Origin of the sequence: Streptomyces sp. NPDC056296, from assembly GCF_042268605.1 — a bacterium.
GTDB lineage: Bacteria > Actinomycetota > Actinomycetes > Streptomycetales > Streptomycetaceae > Streptomyces.
On sequence record NZ_JBHJRX010000021.1, the window covers coordinates 60,749 to 79,417 of the forward strand.

The following is an 18,669-nucleotide window of genomic DNA, read 5'->3' on the forward strand; positions in this document are numbered from 1 at the left end:
CGTCAGCGGCCGGCGCCGAAGTTCTGGGTCCACCAGGGGCCGCCGTCGCCGAAGTGGACGCCGACGCCCAGCTCCTTGAAGGAGCAGTTGAGTATGTTCGCGCGGTGGCCGGGGCTGTTCATCCAGGAGTCCATCACCGAGGCGGCGTCCGCCTGACCCCGGGCTATGTTCTCGCCCAGCGTGGACCACTGGTAACCGGCGGCCTCGACCCGGGTCGTCATCGTGGAGCCGTCGGGGCCGGTGTGGGACATCACGCCGCTGCTCGCCATGACGTCGCTGTAGTCGTCGGCGGCACGGGTCAGCCGGTCGTTCGCCGTGACCGGCGAGCAGCCCGCCGACGCCCGCTCCTCGTTCACGAGCGCGAGCACCTGCGCCTCGGGCCCGCCGCCCCCGCCGGAACCGGCGTCCGATCCCGAGTCCGAACCCGACCCGGTGCTGCCCGACCCCGTGTCGCCGCCGCCCGCCGACCGGTCGCCGCCGCTCTTCGCCGTGGTCCTCACGGGTGCCTTGGAGACGGGCTCGGCCGTCTTCGACGGGGTGGCGGCCGGGCTCGCCGTCTTCTTCGGCTTCTCCTTGGGCTTGGCGCTCACGCTCGGCGAGCTGCTCGCCGTCGCGCTCGGGCTCGCCGACGCGGACGCCAGTGGTGCCGCGCCGCCCGCCGCGTCCTCGGCGGCCGGTGCCGCACCGGCGGCGCTCGTGGCGACCCGGTCCGAGGCCGAGCCGTCCTCGCCTCCGGCGACGGCCAGCGTGATCCCGACACCCGCCGTCACGGTGACCGCGCCGAGCACCAGTGCGGTACCGCGGGTCCTGAGCCCGCCGCGCGGGCGGGCGTGGGTACGGGACGGGCGAGCGGCTCGGCGGGAACCCATACGCAGGACACCTCGGCTTGTCTGTCGGCTGACGGAGCCCCGTACCCGGTGGACGCGACCGCGCCCACCGGGACTGTGGGGGGTGTTCGAGAGCCTAGGACCCGTCCCGCGTGGAAACGGCCGTTCGAAGGTCATCTTCAGAAAGCCTTAAAAGAGCCGCCAAAGTCCGCTGAGGAAGTGCGACAGCGCCGCCTCCACGGCTCCCGGCCCCCGTTACGCGCTCGCCGTCCGCCACCCTCACCCCACCGCGGGGGCGCTTCAACGTGAAGAGAGGACGCGGGCGTCCACAGGAGCCCCTCGAGTGCCCCCGATGCCCCGCCGTCCCCCCGTACGGGGCGCTTGCCGCGGCGGACGGCCGGACAGTCTGTCGGCGTGTCCGGCAGGTCGCCGGTACACCGGCGGCGCACTCCCGGAGGCCAGGCCCTCCCGTCCACCGCGAGTGCGCCGCGCACGGACAAGGAGGAACCGGACATGCCGTCCATCGCTGACGAACGACAGCTGCTCGACGAACTGCGGGAACTGCTGGCCGCGACGGTCGAGGACCTGGCCGTGGAGGAGATCGGACCGGACTCGTCCCTGAAGGACGACCTGGGCGTCGACTCGCTGGCCATGCTGGAGCTGGTCGCCGCCATCGAGGACCGCTGGCAGATCGAGGTGCCGCAGGAGCAGGCGGACCGGCTCGCGACCGTGCGGCAGATCGCCGCCCACCTCGCCGAAGCCGTCACCGCCCCCGCGGGCGGCACCGCGTGAGCCCACGGCACGCGGCCGACCCGGCCCGCGAGGAGCGCGCCGCCGTCATCACCGGGCTGGGACTGACGACCGCGCTGGGCGGCGATGTCCCGTCCACCTGGCGGGCCCTGCTGGACGGCGTGTGCGGCGTCGAACGCGTCGACTTCGGAACGTCGGAAGGCCCCGTGCAGACCTATCTCGCGGCGCCGGCGGCGGTCGGCCCCGAGACGGTCCTGTCCTCCGCCAAGGCGGCGCACTGCGACCGCTCGGCGCAGTTCGCCCTGGTCGCCGCCCGGGAGGCCGTTCGCGACGCCGGGTTGCCGGACGCGTCGTCCCTCGCCGCGGGTGGCTCACGGGTGGCCGTGGTCGTCGGGGTGGGGCTGGGCGGGCTCACCAGCATGCTGGAGCAGAACCGCCGCCTGGAGACCCGGGGCGCGGGACGGGTGAGCCCGCGCACCATCCCGGTCATGCTGCCCAACCACTCCGCCGCCGAGGTGGGGCTGATGGTGGGCGCCAAGGCCGGGGTGCACGCCCCGGTCAGTGCCTGCGCCGCGGGCGCCGAGGCCCTCACCCAGGCACTCGGCATGATCCGGGAGGGCCGCGCCGACATCGTGGTCGCGGGTGGCACCGAGGCCGCGCTGCACCCGCTCGCCCTGGCCGGGTTCGCGCGGTTGCAGGCGCTCTCCCGGCGCCTGGACGATCCCAAGGGGGCGTCCAGGCCCTTCGACGCCGACCGGGACGGTTTCGTGATGGGAGAGGGCGCCGGCATGCTCGTCGTCGAGAGCGCCGAGCACGCCGCCGCCCGCGGGGCCCGCGTCCACGGCCGGCTGACCGGCGCGGGCATCACCAACGACAGCCACCACGTGGCCCAGCCCGCGCCCGGCGGAACGGGCTGCGCGGCCGCCGTCGACGCCGCGCTGCGCGACGCCGGGCTCCTTCCGGAGCAGGTCCAGCACATCAACGCCCACGCCACCTCGACACCGCTCGGCGACCTCGGCGAGGCGCAGGCGCTGCACAAGGTCTTCGCCGGAGTGCTGGGCGACATGGCGGTCAGCGCGACCAAAGGCGCGTTCGGGCACACACTGGGCGCCGCGGGCGCCATCGAGGCCGTCCTCACCGTGCTCGCCCTGCGGGACAGAACCGCACCGCCCGCGTGCAGTCTCGAACGAGTGGACCCCGAGATCGGCCTGAACGTCGTGGGCCGCAGCCCGGCGGCACTGCCCTGCGGGCCCCTCGCGGCCGTCACCACGAGCATGGGTTTCGGCGGGCACAACGTCGCGCTCACCTTCGCCGACGCCTCATGAGACACGCGGCCCCGGCCACCACCGGCGGCACACCGCGCACCGTGCTGATGTGCCCCGGCCAGGGGGCCTACCTCCCGGGCGCGCTGCGCCACCTGCGCGACGTCCCGTCCGTCTCGGGGACGTTGCGGAGGGTCGATGCCCACAGCACCGCACTCGGCGGCACCGGGACACCCGTCGCCCGCCTCCTCACGGGCGTCGGGGCGCCCGGCCCCGACCAACTCCTGCTCGCCGACCCACTCGCCTACGACCTGGCCACCTATGCCGCGGTAGTCGCCTCCGCGACCGTCCTGCTCGACCTCGCGGCCCCGCCCGTCCACGCGGTCCTCGGCCACAGCGTGGGGGACCTCGCGGCGCTCACCGTGGCCGGGGCCATCACCCTGGAGCAGGGCGTCCGGCTGCTGCACGTCCGCGACCGGCTGCTACGGGACGCCGCGCTGCCGGCCGCGGGCCTGCTGGCCACCGACATGACCGCCGACCAGGCAGCGGACCTCCTGCGCACCGGTGGCCTCCCGCAAGTACGGATCGCCGCCCACAACGCCCCCGCACAGACCGTCCTGGCCGGACCCGACGACCAGTTGGCCGCCGCAGGGCGAACCGCCCGAGCACTCGGCCATCGCACCACCGGGCTGACCAGCCGCACCGCCTACCACCACCCCCTGCTCGCCGAGGTCCACCGGGCCTTCCGCCGCCTGCTGCGGGCACAGCCCGTCGCGCCGCCCACGCTCACCGTGTACACCGCCACCGATGCCCGCCCCGCACGCACTCCGGCCCAGCTGCGCACAGCGGCGGCCGCCCACCTCACCGAGCCCGTGGCCTTCCACCACACCCTGCGCGCGATGCGCCTCGCGGGCTTCACCACCTACCTCGACAGCGGTCCCCGGGCCCTGCTGAGCACCCTGGCCAAGGCGGTCCTGCCGGGCTGCACCACCGCCGCGCCCTCCCGCACACCGGTCGACGTCGAGCGCCTGCGCCACCGCCTCACCGCGGCCCTGCGCTGACGACGGCCCTCCCGTCCGGGTCCCGCGGCCGTATCGGGGTAGGCGGAGGGGATCCGAAGGAGGAGCGCACATGACGACGTATGTCATCTCGGTGCCGGGGACGTTCACCGGCACCGTCCAGGACGCCACGAAGGACGAGCTCGCCCGGGCTCTGCGCCCCGCGGATCCGCACCGCACCCACCTGGGAGACGAGGAGGACCTCGACGCCCTCTCGGTCAACGAGGACGGCACCTTCACCATCCGCCTCACCGTCGAGGCGGACACCGCCGCCCACGCGGAGGGCCGCGCCCGGGAGGTCGCGGACTCCGCCCTGCGCGCGGCCGGCCTGGACGGCGGCAGCGCGCCGCTCGGACCCACGGTGGTCACCGGAATCGACTCCGACGTCTGACCCGACCGCGACCTCACACGGCCGGGTACGGGCCGGTGAGTGGCCCGGCTCACATGGCGTACCGGAGGTGGCGCCGACACCATGGTCTCGTCACCCGGCAGGCTGAAGGGATCAACAATGTTCCGCAAGGTGCTGGTCGCCAACCGCGGTGAGATCGCGATCCGGGCGTTCCGCGCGGGCTACGAGCTCGGCGCGCGCACCGTCGCCGTCTTCCCGCACGAGGACCGCAACTCGCTGCACCGACTGAAGGCCGACGAGGCCTACGAGATCGGGGAGCCGGGACATCCGGTGCGCGCGTATCTCTCCGTGGAGGAGATCGTCCGAGCGGCCCGCCGGGCGGGAGCCGACGCCGTCTACCCGGGCTACGGGTTCCTGTCCGAGAACCCCGAACTGGCCCGCGCGTGCGAAGAGGCCGGCATCACGTTCGTCGGACCGAGCGCCCAGATCCTCGAACTGACCGGCAACAAGGCCCGAGCCGTCGCCGCCGCCCGCGAGGCCGGCGTGCCCGTCCTCGGCTCCTCCGCGCCCTCCGACGACGTGGACGAACTCGTCCGCGCCGCCGACGACGTCGGCTTCCCCGTGTTCGTCAAGGCGGTCGCGGGCGGCGGCGGCCGCGGCATGCGCCGCGTCGAGGAACCCGCCCAGCTGCGCGAGGCCATCGAGGCCGCGTCCCGGGAGGCGGCCTCCGCCTTCGGCGACTCCACGGTGTTCCTGGAGAAGGCCGTCGTCGAACCCCGCCACATCGAGGTCCAGATCCTCGCCGACGGCCAGGGCAACGTCATCCACCTCTTCGAGCGGGACTGCTCGGTGCAGCGCCGCCACCAGAAGGTCATCGAACTGGCGCCCGCCCCGAACCTCGACCCGGCCCTGCGCGAGCGGATCTGCTCCGACGCCGTGAACTTCGCCCGGCAGATCGGCTACCGCAACGCCGGCACCGTGGAGTTCCTCGTCGACCGCGACGGCAACCACGTCTTCATCGAGATGAACCCGCGCATCCAGGTCGAACACACCGTGACCGAAGAGGTCACCGACGTCGACCTCGTCCAGTCCCAGCTGCGCATCGCCGCCGGTGAGACCCTGGCCGACCTCGGACTCGCCCAGGAGAACATCACCCTGCGCGGCGCCGCCCTCCAGTGCCGCATCACCACCGAGGACCCGGCCAACGGATTCCGCCCGGACACCGGGCAGATCAGCGCCTACCGCTCGCCCGGCGGCTCGGGCATCCGTCTCGACGGCGGCACCACCCACGCCGGTACGGAGATCAGCGCCCACTTCGACTCGATGCTGGTCAAACTCTCCTGCAGGGGCCGGGACTTCGCCACCGCCGTGGGCCGTGCCCGGCGTGCCGTCGCCGAGTTCCGCATCCGCGGCGTCGCCACCAACATCCCCTTCCTCCAGGCGGTGCTGGACGACCCCGACTTCCAGGCCGGCCGGGTCACCACGTCCTTCATCGAGCAGCGCCCGCACCTGCTCACCGCCCGCCACTCCGCCGACCGCGGCACGAAGCTGCTGACCTACCTCGCCGACGTCACGGTGAACAAGCCGCACGGCGAGCGGCCCGAACTCGCCGACCCGCTGACCAAGCTGCCGCCGCTCGCCGCCGGCGAGCCCCCGGCCGGCTCCCGGCAGCGGCTCGCCGAACTCGGCCCGGAGGGCTTCGCCCGCTGGCTGCGCGACTCGCCCACCATCGGCGTCACCGACACCACGTTCCGCGACGCCCACCAGTCGCTGCTCGCCACCCGGGTCCGCACCAAGGACATGCTCGCCGTCGCCCCGCAGGTCGCCCACTCCCTGCCCCAACTGCTGTCCCTGGAGTGCTGGGGCGGCGCCACCTACGACGTCGCCCTGCGCTTCCTCGCCGAGGACCCGTGGGAGCGGCTGGCCGCCCTGCGCGAGGCCGTGCCCAACATCTGCCTCCAGATGCTGCTGCGCGGCCGCAACACCGTGGGCTACACCCCGTACCCGACCGAGGTGACCGACGCCTTCGTCCAGGAGGCCGCCGCCACCGGCATCGACGTCTTCCGCATCTTCGACGCCCTCAACGACGTCGACCAGATGCGGCCCGCCATCGACGCCGTCCGGCAGACCGGCACCTCCGTCGCCGAAGTCGCCCTGTGCTACACCGCCGACCTGTCCGACCCGTCCGAGCGGCTCTACACCCTCGACTACTACCTGCGGCTCGCCGAGAAGATCGTCAACGCGGGCGCCCATGTCCTGGCCGTCAAGGACATGGCCGGCCTGCTGCGGGCACCGGCCGCGGCGACCCTGGTCTCCGCGCTGCGCCGCGAGTTCGACCTGCCGGTGCACCTGCACACCCACGACACCACCGGCGGCCAGCTCGCCACCTACCTCGCCGCGATCCAGGCCGGCGCCGACGCCGTCGACGGGGCGGTGGCGTCCATGGCCGGCACCACCTCACAGCCCTCCCTGTCCGCGATCGTCGCCGCGACCGACCACACCGAGCGACCCACCGGCCTCGACCTCCAGGCCGTCGGCGACCTGGAGCCGTACTGGGAGAGCGTCCGCAAGGTCTACGCCCCCTTCGAGGCGGGCCTGGCCGCACCGACCGGCCGTGTCTACCACCACGAGATCCCCGGCGGGCAGCTCTCCAACCTGCGTACCCAGGCCATCGCGCTGGGCCTCGGCGACCGTTTCGAGGACATCGAGGCGATGTACGCCGCCGCCGACCGGATGCTGGGCCGCCTGGTGAAGGTCACCCCCTCCTCCAAGGTGGTCGGCGACCTGGCGCTGCACCTGGTGGGCGCCGGCGTCTCCCCGGCAGACTTCGAGCAGGAGCCGGACCGGTTCGACATCCCCGACTCCGTCATCGGCTTCCTGCGCGGCGAGCTGGGCACCCCGCCCGGCGGCTGGCCCGAGCCGTTCCGCAGCAAGGCCCTGCGGGGCCGCGCCGAGGCCGGGCCGGTGGCGGAGCTGAGCGGCGACGACCGCACCGGACTGGCCAAGGACCGCCGGGCCACGCTCAACCGGCTGCTGTTCCCCGGACCGGCCCGCGAGTTCGACACCCACCGCAACACCTTCGGCGACACCAGCGTCCTGGACAGCAAGGACTTCTTCTACGGGCTGCGCCCCGGCAAGGAGTACACGGTCGACCTCGACCCCGGCGTCCGTCTGCTCATCGAACTGCAGGCGGTCGGCGACGCCGACGAACGCGGCATGCGCACCGTGATGTCCTCCCTGAACGGCCAGCTCCGCCCGATCCAGGTCCGCGACCGCTCGGCGGCCTCCGACGTCCCCGTCACGGAGAAGGCCGACCGGTCCAACCCCGGCCATGTCGCGGCGCCCTTCGCGGGCGTGGTGACCCTCGCCGTCGCCGAGGGCGACGAGGTCGAGGCCGGTGCCACGGTGGCCACCATCGAGGCGATGAAGATGGAGGCCACGATCACCGCATCGAAGTCCGGCACGGTGAGCAGGCTCGCCATCAACCGCGTCCAGCAGGTCGAGGGCGGAGACCTCCTCGTCCAGCTCGGCTGAGACGGACGGCGGCCACGGCCCGACGCCGGACCGTGGCCGCCACCGATGTCAGGCCCCCTTGGGGGCCGCCTGCTGCACCACCTCGAAGGACCACACCGTGGACCCGCTCGCCGCGGGCTTCGGGCGCTCGCCGCCCTCCGCGCCACCGCCCTGGTGTGCCTGCTTCATCGGCCCCTCCATCCAGGCCTGGAAGGACTCCTCGTCGCGCCAGCGCGTGTAGACGAGGTAGTCGTCGGTGCCCTCCACGGGCCGCAGCAGCTCGAACCACTCGAACCCGTCGGAACTCTCCACGGCATGGGCCCGCGAGGCGAAGCGCTTCTCCAGCGTCTCGCGCTGCTCGGCGGGAACGGTCAGTACGTTGATCTTGACTACGCTCATGGGCCCATCCTGCCGTATGCCGCGGTCAGCAGGGATCGCGCCAGACCCCCAGCTCCGGTCGCTTCAGCATCGAGGACAGCCCGAGCCGGCGTGACTCGGGGCAGAAACCACGGGTCGGCTCGCTGTACTCCACGTGGAAGACCGCCTTGCCGGCCTCGACGAACGGCCTGAGCCGCGCGCACTCGCCGTACTCGGCGCACTGCTCGTTGACCGCGAAGTCGAAGTCGTCCACCAGCTGCGGGATCTGCGGCAGGTCGTTCTTGAGGCCCACCGCCAGGCCGCGTTCGTGGGCGATGTCGGCGATCACGCGGTTGTACGCCAGCTGGTCCCGGGCGGTGAGCGGGAAGCCCGTCTCGTCGGCATATCCCTCCACCAGGTCGGGTTCCACCGCGTCGAACCCCTTGTCGCGGCACATGTCGAACCGCCGCTCCATGATCGGCCGAAGGACGGAGATCCGGCGGATGTCCAGCCAGCGTTCGCCCCGCCAGCCATTGGGCTTGCCCAGCACCGCACGAGGAAAGTCGTCCCGGTCGGGCCGGAAGTCCTCCCAGGCACCCACGTTGACGTAGCAGATCACCTTGCGGCCGGCGCGGTGCAGCCGGTCCACGTCGGCCGCGTCGTTCTCGAAGCCGTCGATGTCGTAGACCGGCACGTCGGCCGACGGGTCGACCTTCCCATTGAGCTGCCACTGCCAGGCCAGCCCGGGCCGGGGCTGCCACACCGCCGTGGCGGACGGGCCCGGCGGCGGTGTGCCGTCCGTACCCGAGCACCCGGCCACCACCGAGAGGACGATCGCCGCCGTCAGCGCGGCGAACGCCCGTACCCTCCTCCTCATCGCTCCGCTCCGGTCAGTACGGGAGTCAGGCTGGCCCACGGGTTGGGCGGCTCTCCCGTGACGGGCCCGGACACCGCGGCGCCGCGTTCGCGCGCGGTGCGTACGGCGAGCGGGGCGAGCGCCTCGGGCACCCCGTACACCAGGTGGCAGAAGCGCTCGGGCGGGTGCCGCAGGGTCCAGTCAGGTCGGCTGAACACGGACACATAGGCCGACCAGGACCCCTCGAAGGTGACGACGAGATCGGCGAGACGCGCGTAGCCCGGTGCCGGGTGGACCCCCGGGTTCAGCACGAGCGGGGTCGAGCCCTGCCGGCGCAGACCGCGTACCAGCGCCCTGTAGGCGGGCAGTTCGGACGCGGCCGAACTCACCCGGTCGAGGAAGCACCCGTCCGCCCCGTACCACTCCCGGTGCAGCCGGGCGTCCTCGACGACGTCGGCCGCCGGACGCGTCCCGTAGTCCGTGTCGACGTAGCCCAGCAGACGGGCGCCCGCCGCCCGCAACGCCCCGGCCGCCGCGGCGAAGGCGGTATCGGGCGCACGGCCCGGACCGTTCGCGGGGTTGATGACGACCCCGTACGTGCGGTCGGCCGCCGTGATGAGCCGGTGCCAGGAGCCCGGGTCCTCGGCCGGATGGACGTACAGCGGGATCAGCAGGCTCACGACGGGCGGTCGCCTTCCGGGGTGAGGGACGGTGGACGGGCGCCGGCCGACCAGAGCGCGGCCAGTGACTCGTCGAGCGAGTATGAGGGCCGCCAGTCGAGCGCGGTCCGGGCCGCGGCGATGTCGGAGCACTGCCAGGACACCTGGTCCGAACGGGCGGAACCGGCGCCCTGCTCCTCGATCCGGCCGCGGAAGCCGGCGGTGTCCGCGAGCGTCCGCACCAGCCGGCGCACCGGGACGGCGTCGCCGCCGCCTATGTTGAGCACGCGCGGCAACGGCCCGGTCGCGGTGACCGCCCGTTCGACCGCCCGCGCGACGTCCCGGACGTCCACGAAGTCCCGGTACGCCGACAGGTCGCCCAGCCGGAGCACCGCGTCCGGGTCCGTACCCGCCGTACGCAGCAGCCCGCCGACCCTGCCGGGCAGGCCGGAGGGCGGTGCGCCGGGCCCCACCGGGTTGCCGACCCGCAGGACCACCGCGTCCAGTTCGCAGGTGGCGACGGTGACGGTGCCGGCCAGCTTGGTGGCGCCGTAGGCGGTGAGGGGTCGGGTGGCCGCCGACTCCGGCACCCTGACCCGCTCGGCCCCCGGCCCGTACTCGGCGGCCGAACCCAGGTGGACCAGACGGGCCGCGGGGCGGGCCCGGCGCAGCGCCGCGCAGAGGACCGCGGGGCCGCGGGCGTTGAGCTCGGCGAGCGTCACCGGATCGCCGCCGGTCGCGCCCGCGCAGTTGACGACGGTGTCGACGGCCGCCGACGTCAGAGCCTCGGCCAGCCGGTCGACAGAGTCGGTGACGAGGTCGACGGACACGTCGGCCGCGGGGGAGCGGCCGCCGGCGAGGACCCGCGCGCCGGGCAGGGCGCGCAGCCGCTCGGCGACGTGGGCGCCCAGATATCCGGTGAAACCCAGGACGAGAATGCGCATGCGGTGCTCAGGCTCCCTTGAGCAGCAGGGACTTGCGGCTGGTGAACTCGGCGTTGGCCCGGTCGTAGTCGTCGGGGCGGCCGATGTCGAGCCAGTAGCCGTCGAAGTCGTAGGCGTGCGGCGGGTCGTCGGCGCGCAGCAGGTCGAGGACCAACTCGTCGAAGCCCAGCGGCAGTCCGGCCGTGTAGCCGTCGAGTGTCGCGCGGGTCAGCCCGTACACGCCCATGGAGACGCGGTAGTCCATGCTGGGCTTCTCGGTGAAGGCGACGACCCTGCTCGCGTCGGTGGTCAGCACGCCGAAGTCGATGTGCACCTTCCTGGCGTACGTGGCGATGGTCAGCGGGGCGCCGGAAGTGCCGTGCCGGCGCAGGACGTCGGCGTAGTCGAGGTCGGTGAGGATGTCGCCGTTCATGACCAGGAAGTGCTCCGGCAGCCGCTCACGCATGGTGAGCAGCGGCCCCATGGTCCCCAGGGGGCTCTCCTCGGTGGCGTAGTCGACGGTCAGGCCCCACTGCGACCCGTCGCCGACATAGGCGCGGATGATCTCGCCGAGGTGGCCTATGGCGATCGTGCAGCCGGTGAACCCGGCCGCGGCGAGCTGGCGCAGGACGATCTCCAGGATGGCGTGCTGGTCGCCGATGGGCACGAGCGGCTTGGGCAGCGCGGTCGTGTAGGGCCGCAGCCGGACGCCCTTGCCTCCGGCCAGGATCACTGCGTGCATGAGGTTCCCCCTCGGTCAACGTGCCGGTCGTGGTCAGATGTTGTAGATGCCGGTCTTGTAGCGGGAGAGGTTGGCCGGGTCGCGGAAGAACTCCACGGTGTGTGCGAGGCCCTGCTCCAGGTCGTGGCCGGGGCTCCAGCCGGTCGCCTCCCGCAGCCGGTTCGCGTCGGCGACCAGCCGCATCACCTCGGAGTTCGCGGGCCGCAGCCGCTGCGCGTCCTCCCGTACGTCCAGGGCGGTGTCCATCACCTTGCCGATGAGGGCCACCAGGTCGCCGACGGAGATCTCGCCGCCGGTCCCGGCGTTGAAGGTACGGCCCACGACCCGCTCGGCGGGCGCGGTGCCGACCGCCAGGAACGCCTGCGCGGTGTCCTTGACGAAAGTGAAGTCCCGGGTGGGGCGCAGGTCGCCGAGGGTGAGGACGCGTTCGCCGGCCGCGACCTGGCCGATGACGGTGGGGATCACCGCCCGCATGGACTGCCGGGGACCGTAGGTGTTGAAGGGCCGCAGCGTCACCACCGGCGTGTCGAAACTGGCGTGGTAGCTGTCCGCCAGCCGGTCCCCGCCCGCCTTGGACGCGGCGTACGGCGACTGGGTGTTGATGGGATGGTCCTCGGTGATCGGCACGGTCCGCGCGGTGCCGTACGTCTCGCTGGTGGAGGTGTGCACCAGCCGGGGCGTGCCCTGGGCGCGGACCGCCTCCAGCACGTTCAGCGTGCCGGTGACATTGGTGTCCACGTAACTGTGCGGGGCCCGGTAGGAGTACGGGATGGCGATGAGGGCGGCCAGGTGGTAGACGCAGTCGGCGCCCTCGACCAGGTGCCGGACCGAACCGGGGTCACGGACGTCGCCGAGAACGATCTCGACCTGATCGAGGACGTCCGGGGAGAGGGACTCCAGCCAGCCGTAGGAGGAGAAGGAGTTGTACTGCGCCATGGCCCTCACCCGGTGCCCGGAGGCGACGAGCGCCTCGGTGAGGTGGGAGCCGATGAATCCCTCGGCTCCGGTGACGGCGGCGAGCGGTGTGGCGGTCACGCGAGGTCCTTCCGGTCGGTGAATCGGTCGGTGATCGGTCGGTGATCGGTCGGTGAATCGGTGGGCGGCGAGGTGCCGGATGAGGCGGCCCGGAGTCGTACGGCGGTCCCGCCGCGGCCTCACGCATGGGCCGCCGGCCGGCCCAGCAGCCGCAGTACGCACACCGTGAGACAGAGCGCGGCGGCACCGCAGCACACCGGCAGGGCGATCGACGCGCCCGGCGGCAGTCCGGCCAGGGCGACCGCCCCGGCACCGGCGGCCGCCGCGAGACACAGGGCGGCCGGGGGCCAGGCCACGCCGAAGGCCTGGAGCAGCAGGGAGGTCCACAGTGCCGCCGCGAGCAGCAGCAGCGTGACGGGGTCGGCGTCGACGAGGAGCGCCGCGGGCAGCAGCGGACCGAGGTAGACCAGCAGGCAGCCCGCGAGCACGGCGGCCGAGCGCAGCCGGAAACCCGCCGGGGTGCCGGTGGCCCGCAAGGCCGCCACCGACAGACCGCGGTAGCGGTACAGCAGCCATTCCGCGGGGCCCATGCTCAGCGTCAGCACGATCACCGCCCACGGATGATCGCGGCCTGCCAGGAACACCAGCGCCCCGGCGGCGAGCCCGAACAGGCCGTACGGCAGCGAGCGCAGCAGGTGCGGGCGGGCGGCGTCCGGTACGGGCGCGGTCGCCAGGGTGTCGCGCAGCGCCCAGCCGGCCGCGGCGGCCGCCCCCAGGAGCGACAGCAGCGGCAGCCCCGCCCGCAGAACGGTCCCGGGCTCCCACCACGGCAACGCCGCCGCGCCGGCGATCACCGGCGCGAGCGCGGCCAACAGCAGCCGCTCCCGGCCCAGTACGAGCAGCACACCGGCCGCCGCGAGATATCCCGACTGGGCCGTCACGGTCAGCGCGGTGGCGCCCGACCCGGCGAAGGCCGTCCCGGCGCCGGTCGCCACTACGGCGCCCAGTGGCGCCCCTTTGAGGAGAGTGCGCCCCGCCTCCCACCGCCCGGTCGCCAGCCGCAGATACGCCCGGTGGCCCAGCGCCTGGTTCCAGGCCCAGGAGAGCAGCCCCGCCACCACCAGCGCCCGCACCGCGCCGTCCTGGGGCAGCAGGCGGCCCGCGAGGGCGTAGGCGAGACCGGGCAGTGCGAACAACGTGCCCCGCAGCGCGCACCGTACGTGGTCGGGCCGCCAGGGGTCGGCGGGGCGCGGGGGGTCCGGAAAGGTGCGCGGTATGCGCTCGTACAGCGCCGTGGCGAGGGAGAACAGGTCGGTGTGTCCGTACCGTTCCCGGATCACCTCGCCGGTCAGCCCCTCGGACTCCAGCAGCGCGGCCACCTCGTAGGGATGGACGGCGGGCGCGATGCGGTCGGCCAGTTCGGCGGCCAGCCCGTCGACCGCGTCGTGCCGGGAGCCGTGCCCGGGGCGCGCCAGGGCGAGCGTGTGCCGGTCGGCCGCGCGCAGGGTGAGTGTGCGGTCGTCGGCGAGGCGCAGCGCCAGCGTGTCCTGCTCCGCGCCACCCGGTTCCAGGGCCATGGGTCCGCTCATCCGGTCGCACTCCTCACCGACGTGGCGACCACCGGCGCGAAGGCGTCCTCCTCGACGGCTGCGGTGTGTGCGGCCGTAGTGCCGAACGCCGACAACTCCAGGTAGATGGACCGGAAGGTGTCGATGGTCTGGCGGAGCGTGAACTGCTCGATCACCCTCAGCCGGGCCCCCTCGCCCATCGCCCGGCGCCGCTCGGCGTCGCCCAGCAGCTCCAGCGCGGCGGCCGCCATGGCGGCCGGATCGCGGGGCGGCACCACGAGACCGGTGTCGCCGACGGCCTCCCGGACGCCGCCCACGTCCGTGGAGACGGTCGCCCGGCCGCAGGACATGGCCTCGATCAGGGTGAAGGGGAAGCCTTCACTGATGCTGGAGAGCATCACGACGTTCCCGGCGGCGTACGCGTCCTTGATGTCCTCGACCCGGCCCTCGAAGGTGACCGCGTCACCGTGCCCCAGCTGTGCCGCCAGCGCCTCGCAGCGCTCCCGGTAGGCCTCGCCGCCGCGCGGTGTGCCGCCGAACAACCGCAGGCGTGCGGCGGGCAGTTCGGCCCGCACGAGGGCGAAGGCGCGGATCAGGGTCTCCAGGTCCTTGATCGGATCGACCCGGCCGGCCCAGCTGAGCACGGGTTCCGCGGGCTCGGGACCTGCGGGCGGGAACGCGGCCGGGTCCACGCCGTTGTAGACCGTGCGTATGGACTCCGGGGCCGCACCGCCCCGCTCCTCCCACAGCCGGTTGTAGCGGTTGCCCGGAGTGATCAGGGCGGCCCGGCGGTAGGTCTCCTCGGCCAGCAGCCGGAAGAAGCCCAGCAGGAGTGCCTTCACCGGCCACCGGTAGGGGGCGGTGCGGTAGCCGAGGTAGCGCTCACGCAGGTAGACGCCGTGTTCCGTCAGCAGCAACGGCACGCCGTGCCGCTCCAGTCCGGCCAGGCCGGGCAGGACCGCGACACCGCCGCTGACCGCGTGCGCCACGCCGCCTTCCGGGTACGGCGCGGCCAGCGGACGCAGGGCGTGTTCCAGCAGCGCGGTCGCGGTCACCGCGTCGTGCAGGGTGGGCCGGGCCTCGCGCACGGCCAGGCCCGGCCGGTTCCAGACCGCGGTCAGGATGCCGATCGCCCGGTCCCCGCGCAGGAACGGACTGAGCCGGCCGTCCCCGGCGGCCCGCGCCAGCCGGTACAGGGCGGGGCCGAACCCGTCCTCGGCGCGCGGGTCGAGCAGCGCGGTCACGAACCGCTCGTAGGCGTCGGCGAGCCGGTTGCGCTCCCGCCCGCGAGGCGGGCGCCCCTCCGGTGCGGGCCCCCACATGGGGACGGAGACGACCCGGGAGACGTGCCCGGGGATGTCCCAGGCGAGCGGTTCGCGCCCGGTGCCGGTGACGGCGATGACCTCGAAGTCGAGGTCGGGCATGCCGGTGACGAGCTGGTCGCACCAGACGCTCACGCCGCCGTGACTGTGCGGGTAGGTGCCTTCGGTGAGCAGGGTGACGCGCGACGCGCCGGTGCGTCGCGCGCCGTGGGAAACGTGCATGGATGTGCTCCACGGCCGAGGTGTGGGCTGATCGTGCGGGCTGACCGGACCTGCGGTGGTGGTCCGGCGATCAGCGCTCCGCGCCGTACGGCACCGGCTCGGTCACGCCGGCCGGTACCCGGGTGCGGGGCGCGGTGCGCGTCGCGGCGGCCGGGTCGCCGGGCCCGGCGACGGCGGAGGGCGCGGTGGCCGACGTCGGCAGGGTGAGGGAGAGCGTCCCGTCGGCCGTCGGGGTCCAGCCGGACAGCGCGCCGGCGTAGGCGTCCCCGAAGCCCGTGCCCCCGCGCAGGGTGCCCGCGGGCATCGTCGCCGTCACGGCCACGCCGTCCGGTGCCTGGACGGTCACGGTGTCACCGACGCGGTAGCCGGTGACCTGACCGGCGTCGACCGCGCTCCGCCAGGCGGCGCGGCGCCGCATCTCGACGCCGATGTCCTCCATGCGGAGGTTCACCACGGGGGCGCTGTCGGCGAACAGGGCGTCGTAGCCCTCCAGTACGCCGTCGAGGACGGGGTACGCGATGCGGTCCTCGGCGAGGTTCGACTGGTGGATGAAGTGCGGCTTGGGGTCGTTGGCCAGGACGTGCCCGAGCGCGATGCGCGTCTCCAGCGGCACGATGTGGCCGGCGTAGCCCGTGGCGGTGTCCAGCGGGGCGGCGAGACAGGTGGAGGTCGCGGGGTTGTCCTCGCAGATGCCGCTGCCGCCCTGGGCGCGGCTGGTGTAGATCCAGTTGTACTCGTCGACCTGCTCGGCCGCCCGCCCGGCGTTGTAGAAGACGTTCATCGGATAGCGGGAGACGGTCGTGGCGCTGCCGACCTGCCGCTGGACGGGGTCGCGGGAGTTGTCCGAGGCGAGCCAGGAGATGCCGGTGTCCGTCAGGGCGGGGCCCAGGTTCGGATTGTCCTCGGGCTGCTGCGGGGTGACCTTGAGTCCCGAGTGCTCGCCGGTCACCAACTCGTCGTTCTCCAGCGGGAGTCCGGCCGTCTCGCCCCAGACGCGGTTGGTGGCGATCTCGTCGGCGATCTCGTTCCGGCTCACCCACTGGGTGCTGCCGTCGGGGTTGGTCGCGCACTTCCACGGGACGACGCTGACGTCCTGCCGGCAGCCCAGGAAGGCGTGTGTGTAGGTGTGGTTGATCCAGCGGAACCGGCCCCGGTCGGCGATCAGCTTGTCCGCGAGCGGGTCGGCGCCGTTGTTGTCCTGGCGGTGGTCGACGCTGCCGGAGCCGTTGTAGGCGAGGTCGAGCGTGAAGTCCCGGCTGTCCTGCCAGGCGGTGGCGTGGTCGACGTCGGCCGGGACCATGCGGATGGGGTTCGGTGTGCCTTCGCCCGGCGGACAGTCCACGTCGCCGGGCGTGCAGTTGAGCTCGGTGTCCCAGCGGTCGTCGGCCGCGAAGACGTCGTCGACGTGCACGGCGAAGTAGTTGCGGTCGGCGCCGAGGTGGACCCCGCCGGTCATCCACTCCACGATGCCCCGGGCGAGCAGCCGGAACTGCTGCTGGTGCTGGTTGTAGACGAACGTGACGACGAGTTCGCGCCGCCCGTCGTGCCGGTACTCGCCCACCAGGGAGCCCTTCGTCGCCCGCCCGGGTATCGCCGCCTGGACGTACGGCACGAAGTCGGCGCCCGGTGCGGGCGTCGACAGGTAGGCGTAGGACTCGCCCACGGTGGGGGAGTTGTCCTCGAACGGAACCGTCCCGTCCAGGTATCCGAAGGGTCCGGCCAGCCCGGCCTGGGTCACCTCCGCGCGGACGCCGTCGACGCTGCCGGCGTACCCGGTGCCGACCGCGTACCGGAGCCCGACCTCGGGGCGCGCGTAGGTGTAGGCGTCGACCTGCGGAATCGCGTAGGTCCGCTCGTAGGACGCGAGCGCGGCCATCTCGGCGGAGTTCGCCGGGAAGGGGTTGTCGTTGGGGAGGACGACGGCCTGGAATCTGGCCCGCGGCCGTCCGTCCACGGTGTCCGCCAGGAAGCCGGCGTCGATCACGGGCCGGCCGGCGTCCTGGAGGTCGACCTCCGTGTACGGCGTGCCCGCGGTCTCCAGTTCGGCGGCGATGGCGTCGGTGGCCGGTCCTCCGTCGCTCACGACCAGCACGCGCAGGTCGACGCGCGGGGCCGGGGTGTCGGCGTGGGCCGGGCCGGCCGGTAGGCCGAGCGACGCTATCAGCGCGCCCACTGCGAGCGCCGTAGTGCGAATGGTCCGCTTCATGCGGTGAGATTCCCTCCCCCGGGCAGGGGTGGGGCACGCTCCTGCCGGAGCACGTCCCACCCCGTGACCACGCCGTCGCCCCCCTGAGACGCCGGTCGTCGACGTTTCCGTCGCGTCACATAGTGAGGCGCGTGTGGAGTTTTTGTGTGCCTGCTGCGGAACTTGACGGAAAAGCGCATGTGTCCATTTGCCCGGAACGGGCACGGCCGTGAGCGGTCGGCGAACGCCGGACTCCGCGTGTCGGACCACCCCGGCAGGCCCGTGTACTGCTGTGAGCCGCGAAGCGGCGGGCGCGGAATCCCGGCCTCCGTGGAGCGTGGGTGTCAATGGTCTCGACCAGTGCGCTGACCGGGTGTGGAGCGAGATCAGGTCAACCGTGATGTTGCTCGCGCCGACGGCGGCCGGTCCGTCGCGGGCCGGCCGCCGTCGGCGCTCAGTGCGCGCGGGGACGTGCGGTCAGGCGCAGAGAACGCGGGTCTCCGGCGTGTAGACCGGGCCGCCGTTGACGCTCGCGCTGTCGCTGAACTCCGCGTAGTAGTACGAGTAGAAACCGATGTTGCCGTTGCAGCCGGAGTCGGCGGCGACCTGCAGGGTCAGGGTGACGGTGCGGCTCTGGCCGGGCGGGATGGTGGCGCCGTAGTTGGTGCCGAGGTTGGCGGGTCCGGTCCCGGTGCACGGGACGGCGCCGGCCTCCGAGGCCAGGCTGCATCCGGTGAAGCTGTACTTGAGGTCGGGCCGCTGGGTGGTCAGCCAGGTCGGGTCGATCGTCTGGTAGACGAACCAGATGTCGTACGTCTTGTTGTTCTTGATCGTCATCGACAGGTTCACCGTGCCGCCCGGCTGGGTGGTCGCCGCGTCGGTGGTGAACGTCAGCTCGGCCGGGGCGGGGTCGGCGGCGCTCGCGGAGGGCGCCAGGCCGAACAGGGCGAGGGCGAGGGCGATGATCGTGGCGAGACCGAAGCGTCTCGTTCGTGTGGTTCGCATGGCCCGGGAGATTAGGCACGGCCCCGGCGCACCGTCTGCACCGCCAGGAACACGGCGAACGGGACTCGGCCGGAAGTGTGCGTTCGGTGAAGGGCT

General features: G+C 73.3%; 16 protein-coding genes. 5 read left to right on the top strand and 11 right to left on the bottom strand.

Translation table 11 applies throughout. The features are described from left to right. Window positions 1-2: 2 nt before the first annotated feature. Window positions 3-869, bottom strand: coding sequence for a CAP domain-containing protein (locus ACFCZF_RS17535; RefSeq protein WP_376672403.1), 867 nt, complete (start codon window positions 867-869; stop codon window positions 3-5). 471 nt (window positions 870-1,340) lie between these two features. Between ACFCZF_RS17535 and ACFCZF_RS17540 the strand changes: the two genes are divergently transcribed. The 5 genes from ACFCZF_RS17540 (at window position 1,341) to ACFCZF_RS17560 (ending at window position 7,780) form a co-directional block, all read left to right on the top strand. Beyond that, window positions 1,341-1,619: an acyl carrier protein gene (locus tag ACFCZF_RS17540; protein ID WP_376672404.1), complete on the top strand. Its 279-nt coding sequence runs from the start codon at window positions 1,341-1,343 to the stop codon at window positions 1,617-1,619. Further along, window positions 1,616-2,902: a beta-ketoacyl-[acyl-carrier-protein] synthase family protein gene (locus ACFCZF_RS17545; protein ID WP_376672405.1), complete on the top strand. Its 1,287-nt coding sequence runs from the start codon at window positions 1,616-1,618 to the stop codon at window positions 2,900-2,902. Before ACFCZF_RS17540 ends, ACFCZF_RS17545 begins: the two co-directional genes overlap by 4 nt. Continuing rightward, window positions 2,899-3,900 (top strand): ACP S-malonyltransferase, encoded by a 1,002-nt coding sequence (locus ACFCZF_RS17550; protein WP_376672406.1) that lies wholly within the window; start codon window positions 2,899-2,901, stop codon window positions 3,898-3,900. The genes ACFCZF_RS17545 and ACFCZF_RS17550 overlap by 4 nt, the downstream gene beginning before the upstream one ends. A gap of 70 nt (window positions 3,901-3,970) precedes the next feature. Beyond that, on the top strand, window positions 3,971-4,288 hold the full coding sequence (locus ACFCZF_RS17555) for a hypothetical protein (protein WP_375918298.1): 318 nt from the start codon (window positions 3,971-3,973) through the stop codon (window positions 4,286-4,288). A 117-nt stretch (window positions 4,289-4,405) separates the two neighbouring features. Beyond that, entirely contained in the window at window positions 4,406-7,780 is a 3,375-nt protein-coding gene (locus ACFCZF_RS17560) for a pyruvate carboxylase (protein WP_376672407.1), read from the top strand. 48 nt (window positions 7,781-7,828) lie between these two features. Here the strand turns inward: ACFCZF_RS17560 and ACFCZF_RS17565 are convergent, their stop codons facing one another. The 10 genes from ACFCZF_RS17565 to ACFCZF_RS17610 form a co-directional block, all read right to left on the bottom strand. Beyond that, entirely contained in the window at window positions 7,829-8,158 is a 330-nt protein-coding gene (locus ACFCZF_RS17565) for an antibiotic biosynthesis monooxygenase family protein (protein WP_376672408.1), read from the bottom strand. A 25-nt stretch (window positions 8,159-8,183) separates the two neighbouring features. Further along, a complete protein-coding gene (locus ACFCZF_RS17570) occupies window positions 8,184-8,993 on the bottom strand; it encodes an endo alpha-1,4 polygalactosaminidase (RefSeq protein ID WP_376672409.1) in 810 nt (269 codons plus the stop codon). Continuing rightward, a complete protein-coding gene (locus tag ACFCZF_RS17575) occupies window positions 8,990-9,652 on the bottom strand; it encodes a spherulation-specific family 4 protein (protein ID WP_376672410.1) in 663 nt (220 codons plus the stop codon). Before ACFCZF_RS17575 ends, ACFCZF_RS17570 begins: the two co-directional genes overlap by 4 nt. Next, the gene (locus tag ACFCZF_RS17580; RefSeq protein ID WP_376672411.1) at window positions 9,649-10,575 is read right to left on the bottom strand and encodes an NAD-dependent epimerase/dehydratase family protein; all 927 of its coding nucleotides are present in this window, start codon (window positions 10,573-10,575) and stop codon (window positions 9,649-9,651) included. Before ACFCZF_RS17580 ends, ACFCZF_RS17575 begins: the two co-directional genes overlap by 4 nt. A gap of 7 nt (window positions 10,576-10,582) precedes the next feature. Beyond that, window positions 10,583-11,296 carry an NDP-sugar synthase gene (locus tag ACFCZF_RS17585; RefSeq protein WP_376672412.1) on the bottom strand — a complete coding sequence of 238 codons (714 nt, stop codon included), beginning with the start codon at window positions 11,294-11,296 and terminating at the stop codon, window positions 10,583-10,585. A 33-nt stretch (window positions 11,297-11,329) separates the two neighbouring features. Then, window positions 11,330-12,331, bottom strand: coding sequence for an SDR family NAD(P)-dependent oxidoreductase (locus ACFCZF_RS17590; protein ID WP_376672413.1), 1,002 nt, complete (start codon window positions 12,329-12,331; stop codon window positions 11,330-11,332). 119 nt (window positions 12,332-12,450) lie between these two features. Continuing rightward, complete coding sequence (locus ACFCZF_RS17595; RefSeq protein ID WP_376672414.1) at window positions 12,451-13,860, bottom strand: hypothetical protein; 1,410 nt, start codon at window positions 13,858-13,860, stop codon at window positions 12,451-12,453. Beyond that, window positions 13,857-15,383, bottom strand: a complete 1,527-nt coding sequence (pelF, locus tag ACFCZF_RS17600; RefSeq protein WP_376672415.1) for a GT4 family glycosyltransferase PelF — start codon at window positions 15,381-15,383, stop codon at window positions 13,857-13,859. The genes ACFCZF_RS17595 and pelF overlap by 4 nt, the downstream gene beginning before the upstream one ends. 70 nt (window positions 15,384-15,453) lie before the next feature. After that, window positions 15,454-17,589, bottom strand: a complete 2,136-nt coding sequence (locus tag ACFCZF_RS17605; protein ID WP_376672416.1) for a hypothetical protein — start codon at window positions 17,587-17,589, stop codon at window positions 15,454-15,456. Window positions 17,590-18,045: 456 nt separating this feature from the next. Then, entirely contained in the window at window positions 18,046-18,573 is a 528-nt protein-coding gene (locus tag ACFCZF_RS17610; RefSeq protein ID WP_375909282.1) for a hypothetical protein, read from the bottom strand. Between the last annotated feature and the right edge of the window lie 96 nt (window positions 18,574-18,669).

What these genes read in the sequence shown, in the direction of transcription:
- ACFCZF_RS17560 (WP_376672407.1), top strand. Translation starts at nt 4,406, where the DNA reads ATGTTCCGCAAGGTGCTGGTCGCCAACCGCGGTGAGATCGCGATCCGG.
- ACFCZF_RS17550 (WP_376672406.1), top strand. Translation starts at nt 2,899, where the DNA reads ATGAGACACGCGGCCCCGGCCACCACCGGCGGCACACCGCGCACCGTG.
- ACFCZF_RS17555 (WP_375918298.1), top strand. Translation starts at nt 3,971, where the DNA reads ATGACGACGTATGTCATCTCGGTGCCGGGGACGTTCACCGGCACCGTC.
- ACFCZF_RS17570 (WP_376672409.1), bottom strand. Translation starts at nt 8,993, where the DNA reads ATGAGGAGGAGGGTACGGGCGTTCGCCGCGCTGACGGCGGCGATCGTC.
- ACFCZF_RS17605 (WP_376672416.1), bottom strand. Translation starts at nt 17,589, where the DNA reads ATGAAGCGGACCATTCGCACTACGGCGCTCGCAGTGGGCGCGCTGATA.
- ACFCZF_RS17580 (WP_376672411.1), bottom strand. Translation starts at nt 10,575, where the DNA reads ATGCGCATTCTCGTCCTGGGTTTCACCGGATATCTGGGCGCCCACGTC.
- ACFCZF_RS17565 (WP_376672408.1), bottom strand. Translation starts at nt 8,158, where the DNA reads ATGAGCGTAGTCAAGATCAACGTACTGACCGTTCCCGCCGAGCAGCGC.
- pelF (WP_376672415.1), bottom strand. Translation starts at nt 15,383, where the DNA reads ATGCACGTTTCCCACGGCGCGCGACGCACCGGCGCGTCGCGCGTCACC.
- ACFCZF_RS17535 (WP_376672403.1), bottom strand. Translation starts at nt 869, where the DNA reads ATGGGTTCCCGCCGAGCCGCTCGCCCGTCCCGTACCCACGCCCGCCCG.
- ACFCZF_RS17585 (WP_376672412.1), bottom strand. Translation starts at nt 11,296, where the DNA reads ATGCACGCAGTGATCCTGGCCGGAGGCAAGGGCGTCCGGCTGCGGCCC.
- ACFCZF_RS17540 (WP_376672404.1), top strand. Translation starts at nt 1,341, where the DNA reads ATGCCGTCCATCGCTGACGAACGACAGCTGCTCGACGAACTGCGGGAA.
- ACFCZF_RS17610 (WP_375909282.1), bottom strand. Translation starts at nt 18,573, where the DNA reads ATGCGAACCACACGAACGAGACGCTTCGGTCTCGCCACGATCATCGCC.
- ACFCZF_RS17595 (WP_376672414.1), bottom strand. Translation starts at nt 13,860, where the DNA reads ATGAGCGGACCCATGGCCCTGGAACCGGGTGGCGCGGAGCAGGACACG.